The sequence below is a fragment of the Caballeronia sp. LZ019 genome, assembly GCF_031450825.1.
Classification (GTDB): Bacteria; Pseudomonadota; Gammaproteobacteria; order Burkholderiales; family Burkholderiaceae; genus Caballeronia.
Genome location: NZ_JARTVZ010000005.1, coordinates 1,363,504 through 1,375,851, shown reverse-complemented (window position 1 = coordinate 1,375,851; position 12,348 = coordinate 1,363,504). Strand labels below are relative to the sequence as shown.

Sequence of the window (12,348 nt, the reverse complement as noted above, 5' to 3'; positions counted from 1 at the left end):
CTCACGAAAGCTCGCAACATATAGGCAGTCCGTCCGGAGCATCCGATGACCACCACCACCTCGACCACGAGTTCGACCGACATCAGCGCCACGCTGGCCGCTGCCGCGCAGTCCATCATCAGCGGCGCGACCAATTCCTCGCTCGACGTCTCCACGCTCGTCTCCTCGATCGTCACCGCCAAGACGACGGGCCAGGCCACGCAGATCGCGAAGAAGACGGCGAGCGACAACACGCTGTTGTCCGCCGTGTCGCAGATCAAGTCCGCGCTCTCCTCGCTGCAATCGTCCCTTTCCAGCCTGTCCGACGGCACGGGGCTCGCAGCGTACACGGCGACGGCCAGCGGCAGCGGACTGACCGCCACCGCCGGCACGAGCGCGGTCGCCGGTTCGTATGAGATCAAGGTCAACAACGTGGCGAGCGCGCAGAAGATTTCATCGACGGCGCACGCGGCCACCGACACCTTCGGCGCCGGCACGCTCACGCTGAGTCTCGGATCCAGTTCGATGAACGTCACGCTCGACGGCACCAACACGCTCGCGAGCATCGCATCGTCGATCAACTCGGCGAACGACAACCCCGGCATCAGCGCGACCATCGTGACCGGCACGGACGGCCAGCACCTCGTGCTCGCCTCGAAGACCACGGGCGCGGCGAACACGATCTCGGTGACTGCGGGCGCGGGCGTCGATTCATCGCTTTCGTACAGCGCGGGCAGCAGCAATTTCACGGAAACGTCGAAGGCGCAGGATGCGTCGCTGACGGTTGACGGCACCGCGGTCACGAGCTCGACGAACACACTCACGACGGCCATCGGCGGCGTGACGCTCAATCTCGCGTCGGCTGCGGCGGGCAGCACGCAAACGCTGACCGTGGCGTCCGACACGACCACGGAAAAGAGCACGATCAAGGCGTTCGTCGATTCCTACAACTCCTTCGTGAGCCAGGCTGCGGCGCTGTCCACTTTCGACTCGACGAAAGCCGCCGGCTCGCAAGGCGGCGCACTGCTCGGCGATTCGATGCTGCAGACGATCAGAAGCACGCTCGCGAACATCGTCACGAGCGGTGTGACGTCCGGCTCCGGATCGACGTCGACGACCACGAACCTGGCTTCGATCGGCATCGACCTTCAGGACGACGGCACGCTGTCGATCGACGACTCCAAGCTCTCGACCGCGCTCTCGAACAGCCCGACGCGCGTGCAGCAGTTGTTCAGCCAGACGAACGGCATCGGCAAGCAGCTCAGCTCGAAGATCACGACGTTCCTGCAGACGGGCGGCGTCATCGACACGCGCACGACGGCGCTCAACGCCGACCTCAAGAGCCTGACCGATCAGACGGCCAAGCTGCAGACCTACGCCGACAGCCTGACCTCGCAATACAACGCGCAATTCACGGCGCTCAACACGCTGATGGCGACGATGCAGAACAACACCGCGTATCTGACGCAGCTCTTCGGCGGCACGAACAGCGCGGGCGCGCTGGCGACGAACAAGTAACCCGCGACGCACGGAGACGGATGTGAGCCAACACGAATTGCTGACGAACGCAGTGACGCTGACCCGCGCGATGGCCGCGGCGGCCGCCGCTGGCGACTGGATCGAAGCCGCGCGCGTGGCCGAACTGCGCTCGCCGGTCATCATGCAGTTGCAGAACGACCGCGATTCCGCGACGCTGCAGGCGGCTCGCGACATTCAGGCGCTCGATGCCTCGCTGATGCAGACGGCGGAAGCGGCGCGCATGTCGCTCGGCGAGGGCTTTCGTGAAGCCACCGCTCGCATCGACGCGGCGAGCCGCTATCAACAGGCCGCGCGCCTCTAAAGTTTTCCGGATCGGGGCCGATAAACAAACAACAACAAGAACAACGCGTCGATGTCCGACGCGCCGCCTGAACATCGATGCCCGCCTCGCGCGGGCATTTTCTTTTGCGGGCTCAGTGCGCGCCTAGCGGCCGAGGGTCAGCGTCAGATAGGCGGCGTACAGCACGCCATTGCCCAGCAGCGCCCAGAGCGCGACGCCATTGCCGCGTGCATGAAAACGCAGCCACGCCGCCGCCGCAAGCGTGATCAGCACGCCGGTCAGCACTTCGATTCGCGGCTCCCACGGCGTCAGCATGATGCCGATAGCGGGCAAGAGCGTCCCCTGAAACACCATCGCGCCGGTGATGTTGCCGAACGCGAGCGTGTCCTTGCCGCGCCGCGCCCACAGGATGCTGTTCACCTTCTCGGGCAGCTCCGTAGCGATCGGAATGATGATGAGCGACAGCAGCAGCGCCGATACCCCGAGCGCCTGCGACACGCCTTCGACCCCGTGAATGAAGCCCTTCGCCCCGCCGACGAGCAGCACGATGCCGGCGAGGAACTGCAGCATGATGGACCCGAGGCTGGTCTTCAGGCCGAGACGCGAGATAAAGAGCGTTTCGGGTGCTTCCGTGCCGTGCCCGCTTTCGACGAGATTCGCGGAAGCGCGGAACGTCGCGACGACATAGATGATGTACAGCACGACGAGCCCGCCCGCGAACAGCGCGCGCACTTGCCACGCATGATGCGGCACGAACATCGCGCCTGCCGCGATCAAAAACGCCACGAGGAAGAAGTTGAGGTCACGCGTGAAGCCGCTGCGCTCGGGCGTGATGACGCCGCGCAAGCCGCGCGACTTCACGATGGCGAGCGTCATCAGGCAGGTGGAGAGTGTCGCGAGCATCAGCGGTGCGCCGAGAATCGCGCCGACGCCGATTTCTTCGTTGACCGCGCGGCTCGCGGTGCCGCCCAGGAGCGCGATGATCGGCACGGTGGTCTCCGGCAATGCCGTGCCGACCGCCGCGAACAGCGAACCGGTGACGCCTTCCGAGATGCCGAGCCGTTCGCCCAGATGTTCGAGCGCGTTGGTGAAGAGTTCGGATGCGATCAGGATGATCGCGAGCATGAATGCGAGTTCGAGGAAGAGCATCGTCATGCGGCACCCCGCATCGAACGATGGAAAGCGGACGCGGCGCCAGTGCGAATGCCAGCGCGGGTGAACAATGAATATTGTGATTGTGGGGACACGACGATGATTCCACGGCCGGACGTCAGCGAACCATGATGCGCCACGCCCGTCCGACCAGGAACGACATAGCGCATCAATGGTCTCGCCAAACCGGACCGGTCGAACGCGCCACGGCAGAGAAAGCCGAGGATGTTGACGCGTTCTCCTTCGCAAGACGAAGGAAGGCTACTCCCCAAAGACGGGGGCCAGTGTAGCGTGACGCGCACGGTTCGGCAAGCCGCGCGCCCGCGCGAGGCATAACGGTATGCGCAATGCTTCGTTGTGACGGCTCGCGCCGTTGGATAAGCTGTCGCGCGGGCGCGGCGCTTGCACGCGTCGCCGTGCCCGGTAGATCCCGAGCAACAAGAAAACCGATGTGTGACCGAGAGTCACGGGAGAATCCATGCGCCTCAACCGCTCCAAAGTCCGCGCCACCGCCGCGCTCGCAGCCGCCCTCGTGGCCGCGCCGATCCTCGCGATGTCGAAGCCGCTCACCGTATGCACGGAATCGAGTCCGGATGGCTTCGATGTCGTCCAGTTCAATTCCCTCGTGACGACGAACGCATCGGCGGACGTCGTCTTCAATACGCTCGTCTCGTACGACGAGGCCGCGAAGAAGGTCGCGCCATCGCTTGCGCAGAAGTGGGACGTATCGAGCGATGGGCTCACGTACACGTTCCATCTGCGCCCGAACGTGCAATTCCAGACCACCGACTACTTCAAGCCCACGCGCCCGCTCAACGCGGATGACGTCGTTTTCACGTTCGAGCGCATGCTGTCGGACAGCAATCCGTGGCACAAGGTGGCGGGCGCAAGCGGCTTTCCACATGCGCAGTCGATGGGCCTCGTGAAGCTCATCAAGGCTGTAACGAAGGTCGACGACCAGACGGTGAAATTCCAACTGAACGAGCCGAACGCGACCTTCGTGCCGATCCTCACGATGGGCTTCGCATCGATCTATTCGGCCGAGTACGCGGACCGGTTGCTGAAGGAGAACAGGCAGCTCGACATCAACAGCAAGCCCATCGGCACGGGCCCGTTCGTGCTCAGGAGCTACACGAAGGATGCGGTCATCCGCTACGACGTGAACCCGTCGTACTGGGGACCGAAGCCGAAGGTCGATCGCCTGATCTATGCGATCACGCCCGATGCCTCGGTGCGCGCGCAGAAGATCAAGGCGGGCGAATGTCAGATTGCGCTGTCGCCGAAGCCGCAGGACGTGCTCGATGCGAAGAGGGACAAGTCGCTCGAGGTGAGCGAGACGCCGGCGTTCATGACGGCCTTCGTCGCGCTGAACACGCAGAAGAAGCCGCTCGACAATCCGAAGGTGCGCCAGGCGCTGAACATGGCGTTCGATCGCACGACGTACATGAAGACCGTGTTCGACAACACCGCATCGCCGGCGGTGAATCCGTATCCGCCGAATACGTGGAGCTACGACAAGAGCGTGCAGGCTTATCCCTATTCGACGGATCGCGCGAAGAAGCTGCTTGCCGATGCGGGCCTGCCGAACGGCTTTGAGACGACGATCTGGGTGCGTCCGAATGGCAGCGTACTGAATCCGAATCCGAAGGCAGGCGCGGAGTTGCTTCAGGCCGATCTGGCGAAGATCGGCGTGAAGGCGCAGGTGAAGGTGATCGAATGGGGCGAGCTGATCAAGGAAGCGAAGCAGGGCCAGCACGACATGCTGTTCATGGGCTGGGCCGGCGACAACGGCGATCCGGATAACTATCTTTCGCCGCTATTCAGTTGCAATGCGGTGAAGTCCGGCATCAACTTCGCGCGCTTCTGCGATGCGCAGCTCGACAAGCTGATCGCGGATGGCAAGGCGACGCCCGATGTCGCGAAGCGCACGAAATCGTATGTCGACGCGCAGAAGATCATCCACGATCAGGCGCTGTGGATTCCGCTCGTGTATCCGACGGCCGCGGCGCTGACACGCGCGAATGTCAGCGGGTATAACGTGAGTCCGTTCGGGCGGCAGAATTTCGGGGCGGTTTCGGTGCAGTAAACGGAGACGTCACGCCGGCGCGAACCGCATCACCCCATCCGCGCCGGTCCGACGCTTCAACGCGCCCTCGAGCCAGAGCAGATTCAAATGCGCGAGCGCCTCCCCGAGCGCGAACGTCATCTGGTGAATATCGAGCTGGCGCTTGAACATGATGGGCACGATATCGGCGGCGCTGCAGGGCTTCGTGGCGCACGCCTCCCGCACTTCCGCCAGCCGCGCGCGATGATGCTCCCTCAGTTGCCCGATGCGCGTCTGCACGCCGCGAAACGGCTTGCCGTGCGACGGAAGCGCGAGGACATCGGCGGGCATGGCTTCATAGCGGCCGAGCGATTCCAGATACAGCGCAAGCGGATTGCCTTCCGGCTCGATCGCGAACACCGACACGTTCGTCGAGATGCGCGGCAACACCATGTCGCCGGAAATCAGCAGCGTGTCCGATGCGCAATACAACGCGCTATGTTCGGGCGAATGGCCATAGCCCGTCACCACTTCCCATTCTCGCTCGCCGATGCGCAAGCGATCGCCATCGCGGATACGGCGAAACTCACGCGGCACGGAAGGCACGAGCGTCGGGTAATAGCTGTCGCGCTTCTTGAGCGCTTCGAGCGATGCTTCATCGGTCAGGCCGTGCGTCGCGAAATGCCGCGCCGCGCGTTCGCCGCCAGCGTTGGAACCGTCGCCTGCGGCCATCACGCGGCCCATCGCGTATTCGCCGAGCGAGATCCAGAGCCGCACGTTCCAGCGTTGCCGGTCGCCGCCATTGCAGAGCCAGTCGGCAAGACCGAGGTGGTCGGGATGACAATGCGTGACGATCACGCGCAACACGGGCAGGCCGTCGAGCACGGTATCGAAGACACGCTCCCAGCTCGCGCGGATGCCGTCGTTTGCAATGCCGCAATCGATGACCGTCCAGCCTCGCACGCCGTCGATCTCATCGCGCAAAAGCCAGAGATTGATGTGATCGAGCGCGAACGGCAGCGGCATGCGCAGCCAGTGGACGCCAGGCGCCACTTCCTTCACGCCGCCCGGCTCGGGCAATTCGTCGGCGAATACATAATCGAGCTGGTGTTCGAGTGCGTTCATCGTTGTGCCTTAGGGATTTTCGCCGCATTGCAATCCGGCGAGGTTGACGATAACGTAAACGTCATTCTATCGTTGGACGCCTGTCCGCGCGTCGCGCTTTCCAGATGACTCAGCCCACGCATTACACGATCACCGAACTGGCGCGCGAGTTCGACGTCACGCCGCGCGCCATCCGCTTCTACGAAGATCAGGGCCTTCTCGCACCGCGACGCGAAGGCGCGAACGGCCTGCGCCGCGTGTATTCGCCGCGCGACCGCACGCGGCTGAAGCTCACATTGCGCGGCAAGCGGCTCGGCTTCACGCTGTCGGAAATTCGCACGCTGCTCGATCTCTACGATTCCCCGACCGGCTCGGCGACGCAACTGCGCGCGTTCATCGACACCATCGCCGCGCATCGGGAAGTGCTGCAGCGTCAGCTCGAAGACCTCAACACCACGCTCACCGAACTGGCCGCTTACGAAGAGCAAGGCCGCGCGCTGCTCGCGGCCGGCATCGACAAGCGGACGCGCCGGTCGAAAGCCGCCTGATGCGAGCCGACATGAACCACTTCCCCAAGCTGCTCTCGTCGCAAATCGGCTTCGATGTGGCGCAGACGCTGCTCGAAGGGTTCGACCGGCACTACCGCGTGTTCCGCGAAGCCGCGGTCAAGGCGAAGACGCTGTTCGAGCAAGGCGACTGGCACGCGCTCTCGCAGCTTGCGCGCGAGCGCATCACGTCGTACGACGAGCGCGTCGACGAATGCGTGGCGCGGCTCGAAGACGAGTACGACGCCGAGAACATCGACGACGACGTGTGGCAGCAAATCAAGCTGCATTACATCGGCCTGTTGACGACGCACCGCCAGCCGGAGTGCGCCGAAACCTTCTTCAACTCGGTGTGCTGCAAGATCCTGCATCGCTCGTACTTCAACAACGACTTCATCTTCGTGCGGCCGGCCATCTCGACCGAGTACATCGAGAACGACGAGCCCGCCGCGAAGCCGACATACCGCGCGTATTACCCGGACAAGGACGGCCTGGCCGCCACCCTCGAACGCATCGTCACCAACTTCCAGTTGCAGCCGCCGTTCGAAGACCTGACGCGCGACGTGCAATGCGTGATGCAATCGCTGAGAGACACCTTCGGCGACTTCGCGCCCGCGCCGAATTTCCAGATTCACGTGCTGTCGTCGCTGTTCTTTCGCAACAAGGCGGCGTATATCGTCGGGCGCATCATTCACGGCGATTCGCTGCTGCCTTTCGCCATCGCCGTCCGTCACACCCGCCCCGGCCTGCTCGCGCTCGATACGGTGCTGCTCGAGCGCCAGCAACTGCTCATCATCTTCAGCTTTTCGCATTCGTATTTTCTCGTCGACATGGAAGTGCCGTCGGCCTACGTGCAGTTTCTGGGCAGCATCATGCCGGCGAAGCCGAACGCGGAAATCTATACGTCGCTGGGGCTTCAGAAGCAGGGCAAGAACCTCTTCTATCGCGACCTGCTGCATCACCTGAAGCATTCGAGCGATCAGTTCATCATCGCGCCGGGCATCAAGGGTCTCGTGATGATCGTGTTCACGCTGCCGTCGTTTCCTTATGTGTTCAAGCTCATCAAGGATGCGTTTCCGCCGCCGAAAGACACCACGCGCGCGAAGATCGAGGACAAGTACCTGCTCGTGAAACGCCACGACCGGCTGGGCCGCATGGCCGATACGCTCGAATATTCCAGCGTCGCGCTGCCGCTCGCGCGGCTCGATCATTCGCTGATCCGCGAACTGGAGAAGGAAGCGCCATCCATGATCGAATACGAAGGCGACAAGCTGGTCATTCGACATGTGTATATCGAGCGGCGCATGGTGCCGCTCAACCTTTTCCTGCAGAACGGCAACGCCGATGACATCGATCACGGCATCAAGGAATTCGGCGATGCGATCAAGCAGTTGATCCAGGCCAACATCTTTCCCGGCGATATGCTGTACAAGAACTTCGGCGTGACGCGTCATGGCCGCGTGGTGTTCTACGATTACGACGAGATCGAGTACCTGACCGATTGCAACGTGCGCCGCGTGCCGCCGCCGCGCAACGAGGAAGACGAACTGTCGGGCGAGCCGTGGTATACCGTCGGGCCGCACGATATCTTTCCCGAAACGTACGGCACGTTCCTGCTCGGCGATCCGCGCGTGCGCGAAGCATTTATGCGTCATCACGCGGATTTCTTCGACCCTGCGCTATGGCAGCGTCACAAGGAGCAATTGCTGCGAGGCGAACTCGCCGATTTTTTCCCCTACGACGGAGCCATCCGTTTCTGCGTCCGTTACCCGGACCGATTCGACAAGGCATCCGCACGCGCCGCGTGAGTCGCGGCGCATCCTCGAAACATGCAACACGCAACACAGCAAACGAACATGACTGACCGAAACAACGACGCCGCTCATCCCCTCGCCCATCTCTTGGACAACAACCAGAGCTGGGTCACGCGCAAGCTCGCCGAGGACGCGGAATTCTTCGAGCGGCTCGCGCATCAGCAGGCGCCGGAATACCTGTGGATCGGCTGCTCCGATTCGCGCGTGCCGGCCAACCAGATCATCGGCTTGCCGCCGGGCGAAGTGTTCGTGCATCGGAATATCGCGAACGTGGTCGTGCACTCGGACCTCAACGCGCTGTCGGTGATTCAATTCGCCGTCGATCTGCTGAAGGTGAAGCACATCATGGTCGTCGGCCATTACGGCTGCTCGGGCGTGGGCGCGGCGCTCGTCGGACGGCGCGTGGGTCTCGCGGACAACTGGCTGCGTCACGTGGAAGACGTGCGCGAGAAGCACGCCGCGCTGCTCGACGAATGGCCGATGGGCGAAGCGCGGCATCGCCGGCTCGTGGAATTGAACACCATCGAGCAGACGCTGAACGTATGCCGCACGACCGTCGTCAACGACGCCTGGGCGCGCGGACAGGACCTCACGATTCACGGCTGGACCTACGGCGTCCACGATGGCCGTCTGCGCAACATGGGCATGATGATCAGTTCGCATGAAGCGGTGGACCCGACATATCAATCGTGCCTCGCCGCGTTGACGCGCGACGGCGCACACGCAGCGGAGAACGACGTGATCGCGTCGGATGCGGCGCGGCTCGGCGATGTTCCCGCCGTCATTCAGGGCGTCATCAAGGAGCTAAAACATGAGTGAGACAGGTAACGATGCAGTCGTCATCGTCGCGGCTGCGCGCACGCCGATGGCCGCGTTCCAGGGCGACTTCGCTGCAATGACCGCGCCGCAGCTCGGCGCAGCGGCGATCGGCGCGGCAGTCGAACGCGCGGGCCTCGCACCGGAGGAGATCGACGAAGCGATCATGGGCTGCGTGCTGCCCGCGGGCCAGGGCCAGGCGCCCGCCCGCCAGGCGGCGCTCGGCGCGGGCTTGCCGCTGTCCACCGGCTGCACGACGATCAACAAGATGTGCGGCTCCGGCATGCGCGCCGCGATGTTCGCGCACGACATGCTGCTCGCGGGCTCGGCAAACGTGATCGTCGCGGGCGGCATGGAAAGCATGACGAACGCGCCGTATCTGCTGCCGAAGGCGCGCGGCGGGATGCGCATGGGACACGGCCAGGTGATGGATCACATGTTCCTCGACGGCCTCGAAGACGCCTACGAAAAAGGCCGGCTGATGGGCACGTTCGCGGAGCAGTGCGCGTCGTCTTATGCGTTCTCGCGTGAATCGCAGGATGCGTTCGCGGTCGAATCCCTGCGGCGCGCGCAACGCGCGAACGAGGACGGATCGTTCGAATGGGAAATTGCGCCGGTCACGGTGCAGGGCAGGAAGGGCGAGACACGCATCGCGCGCGACGAGCAGCCGTTCAAGGCGAACATCGAAAAGATTCCGTCGCTCAAGCCCGCGTTCGCGAAGGACGGCACGGTGACGGCGGCGAATTCATCGTCGATATCGGATGGCGCGGCGGCGCTCGTGATGATGCGCGAATCGACCGCGAAGCGCCTCGGCGCGACGCCGATTGCGCGTGTCGCCGGGCACAGCACGTTCGCGCAGCAGCCCGCGTTGTTCACGACGGCGCCCGTCGGCGCAATCGCGAAACTCTTCGAAAAGAACGGCTGGCGCGCGAGCGATGTCGATCTCTACGAGATCAACGAGGCATTCGCCGTCGTGACGATGGCCGCCATGCGCGAACACGATCTCCCGCACGACAAGGTCAACGTGAACGGCGGCGCTTGCGCGCTCGGGCATCCGATCGGCGCGTCGGGCGCGCGGATTCTCGTCACGCTGATCGGCGCGTTGCGCACGCGCGGGCTGAAGCGCGGCGTGGCAACGTTGTGCATCGGCGGCGGCGAGGCGACGGCGATGGGTATCGAACTGATCTGAGGCCACCCACTGACCACCACCATGAAGACCGCTCTCATCATCGGCGCATCGCGCGGCATCGGCCATGAGTTCGCGCGCGAGTATTGCCGCGACGGCTGGCGCGTGCTGGCCACCGCGCGCGACAAATCCGCGCTTTCAGCGCTGGACGCGCTCGGCGCGCAAACCTTCTCGCTCGATGTCACGCAGCCTGAGCAGATCGCCGCGCTCGCGTGGCAACTCGACGAAGAGCGGCTCGATGTCGCGATCATCGTGTCGGGCGTGTACGGCCCGCGCACCGAAGGCGTCGAAACCCCGAGCAACGACGATTTCGACGATGTGATGCACACCAACGTGCGCGGCCCGATGCAACTCATCCCCGTGTTGCTGCCACTCACCGATGCCGCGCATGGCGTGCTCGCCGTCGTGTCGAGCAAGATGGGCAGCATCAGCGAGGCGAGCGGCACGACCGGCTGGCTGTATCGCGCGAGCAAGGCGGCGCTCAATTCCGCGATCAAGGTGGCGTCGCTGGAGTCGCGGCACTCCGCGTGCATTGCGCTGCATCCCGGCTGGGTGCGAACGGAGATGGGCGGGCCGTCGGCCGCAATCGACGTGGCGCGCAGCGTCACCGGCATGCGCGCGGTGATCGCCGAAGCGCGCGCACTGCGCGACGACTTCAACGGCCGCTTCATTCAGTACGACGGCACGAAGCTCGACTGGTAACTTCACTCAATCGGAACTCATCGAATGACCTATCACGTGCACGGCGTCTCGGCATCCGGCAACTGCTACAAGGTGCGGCTCGCCCTCGAACAACTGAACTTGCCGTACGCCTGGCATGAAGTGGACATGATGCACGGCGCCACGCGCACCGATGAGTTCAAGAAGCTGAATCCGAACGGCAAGGTGCCGGTGTTGTGCATCGACGAGACGACGACGCTTTCCGAGTCCGACGCCATTCTCTGCTATCTCGCCGATGGCACGCCGCTCATGCCCGACGATCGCCTGCAACGCGCGCAAGTGCTGCAGTGGATGTTCTTCGAGCAGTACAGCCATGAGCCGTATGTGGCTGTCGCGCGCTTCATCCTCCAGTTCCTGAAGCAGTCCGACGATCCGCGCCTGCCCGACAAAACCGCCGGTTCGTATCGCGCGCTCGACGTGATGGAACAGCATCTCGCGACGCGCACGTTCCTCGTCGCCGAACGCTATACGGTCGCGGACATCGCGTTGTTCGCTTACACGCATGTCGCCGATGAAGCCGGTCTCGACCTGTCGCGCTATCCGTCGATTCGCGCGTGGCTCGATCGCGTGCGCAGCCAGCCGCGCCACGTCGCCATGCCGGGAGTCGATGCATGAAGCCGGTCGAGTGTCCGTGCGGCGGGGCGTCGCCGGCGGCGGGACCGAACGCGCGCGCGCCGCGCTATGCGGACTGCTGTGGCCGTTTCATCGACGGTCACGCCGCGCCCGCAAACGCGATGGAACTGATGCGCTCGCGCTATACCGCCTACGTGCTCGGCAACACGGCGTATTTGCGCGCAACGTGGGACGACTCAACCTGCCCGCCCGGTCTCGATGCCTCCGATACCGCCACCCGCTGGCTCGGCCTGCAGATCAAACGCCACACGCCGATCGACGCGGATCACGAGGAAGTCGAGTTCGTCGCGCGGTACAAGGTGGACGGACGCGCGCACCGGCTGCACGAGGCGAGCCGATTCCGGCGGGCAGAAAACGGCCGATGGATTTACATCGACGGCGAAATAAAAGAAAAGTAAATGCTTTCTTAATACAAGCAACGAATTAGACGGTATTAATTTCCTTAAAATCCCCTTCCAGATTAAGCTGTTACGGGGTTTCCTTTATTGTGCAGTGCATTTTTGAACGGGTAATCTCTCTTAACGCCAGCGCAATGT

Annotated in this window: 12 protein-coding genes and 1 riboswitch; of the genes, 10 read left to right on the top strand and 2 right to left on the bottom strand. The window is 63.6% G+C overall.

From position 1 onward, the window contains the following. Window positions 1-45: 45 nt before the first annotated feature. Window positions 46-1,497: a flagellar filament capping protein FliD gene (gene fliD / locus P9255_RS19885; RefSeq protein WP_309763554.1), complete on the top strand. Its 1,452-nt coding sequence runs from the start codon at window positions 46-48 to the stop codon at window positions 1,495-1,497. A gap of 22 nt (window positions 1,498-1,519) precedes the next feature. Continuing rightward, window positions 1,520-1,819: a flagellar protein FliT gene (locus tag P9255_RS19880; RefSeq protein WP_309763555.1), complete on the top strand. Its 300-nt coding sequence runs from the start codon at window positions 1,520-1,522 to the stop codon at window positions 1,817-1,819. Window positions 1,820-1,942: 123 nt separating this feature from the next. Here P9255_RS19880 and P9255_RS19875 read toward each other — a convergent pair whose 3' ends face one another. Continuing rightward, window positions 1,943-2,953, bottom strand: coding sequence for a sodium:calcium antiporter (locus tag P9255_RS19875; RefSeq protein WP_309763556.1), 1,011 nt, complete (start codon window positions 2,951-2,953; stop codon window positions 1,943-1,945). A 106-nt stretch (window positions 2,954-3,059) separates the two neighbouring features. Beyond that, window positions 3,060-3,232, bottom strand: a riboswitch (yybP-ykoY riboswitch). 196 nt (window positions 3,233-3,428) lie between these two features. Between P9255_RS19875 and P9255_RS19870 the strand changes: the two genes are divergently transcribed. Continuing rightward, window positions 3,429-5,036 (top strand): ABC transporter substrate-binding protein, encoded by a 1,608-nt coding sequence (locus P9255_RS19870; RefSeq protein ID WP_309763557.1) that lies wholly within the window; start codon window positions 3,429-3,431, stop codon window positions 5,034-5,036. A gap of 9 nt (window positions 5,037-5,045) precedes the next feature. On the opposite strand, the gene P9255_RS19865 is transcribed toward P9255_RS19870, so the two are convergent. After that, the gene (locus tag P9255_RS19865; RefSeq protein ID WP_309763558.1) at window positions 5,046-6,119 is read right to left on the bottom strand and encodes an MBL fold metallo-hydrolase; all 1,074 of its coding nucleotides are present in this window, start codon (window positions 6,117-6,119) and stop codon (window positions 5,046-5,048) included. 104 nt (window positions 6,120-6,223) lie between these two features. Between P9255_RS19865 and P9255_RS19860 the strand changes: the two genes are divergently transcribed. The 7 genes from P9255_RS19860 to P9255_RS19830 are packed head-to-tail and all read left to right on the top strand — an operon-like array spanning window position 6,224 to window position 12,210. Further along, on the top strand, window positions 6,224-6,646 hold the full coding sequence (locus P9255_RS19860) for a MerR family DNA-binding transcriptional regulator (protein WP_309763559.1): 423 nt from the start codon (window positions 6,224-6,226) through the stop codon (window positions 6,644-6,646). 11 nt (window positions 6,647-6,657) lie between these two features. Then, window positions 6,658-8,451, top strand: coding sequence for a bifunctional isocitrate dehydrogenase kinase/phosphatase (gene aceK / locus P9255_RS19855; protein ID WP_309763560.1), 1,794 nt, complete (start codon window positions 6,658-6,660; stop codon window positions 8,449-8,451). Window positions 8,452-8,499: 48 nt separating this feature from the next. Beyond that, window positions 8,500-9,276 (top strand): carbonate dehydratase, encoded by a 777-nt coding sequence (can, locus tag P9255_RS19850; protein ID WP_309763561.1) that lies wholly within the window; start codon window positions 8,500-8,502, stop codon window positions 9,274-9,276. Further along, window positions 9,269-10,462 carry an acetyl-CoA C-acetyltransferase gene (locus P9255_RS19845; RefSeq protein ID WP_309763562.1) on the top strand — a complete coding sequence of 398 codons (1,194 nt, stop codon included), beginning with the start codon at window positions 9,269-9,271 and terminating at the stop codon, window positions 10,460-10,462. The genes can and P9255_RS19845 overlap by 8 nt, the downstream gene beginning before the upstream one ends. A 21-nt stretch (window positions 10,463-10,483) precedes the next feature. After that, window positions 10,484-11,161 (top strand): SDR family oxidoreductase, encoded by a 678-nt coding sequence (locus tag P9255_RS19840; RefSeq protein ID WP_309763563.1) that lies wholly within the window; start codon window positions 10,484-10,486, stop codon window positions 11,159-11,161. A gap of 24 nt (window positions 11,162-11,185) precedes the next feature. After that, window positions 11,186-11,794 (top strand): glutathione S-transferase family protein, encoded by a 609-nt coding sequence (locus P9255_RS19835; protein ID WP_309763564.1) that lies wholly within the window; start codon window positions 11,186-11,188, stop codon window positions 11,792-11,794. After that, entirely contained in the window at window positions 11,791-12,210 is a 420-nt protein-coding gene (locus tag P9255_RS19830) for a YchJ family protein (RefSeq protein WP_309763565.1), read from the top strand. Before P9255_RS19835 ends, P9255_RS19830 begins: the two co-directional genes overlap by 4 nt. The last annotated feature ends 138 nt before the right edge of the window (window positions 12,211-12,348 follow it).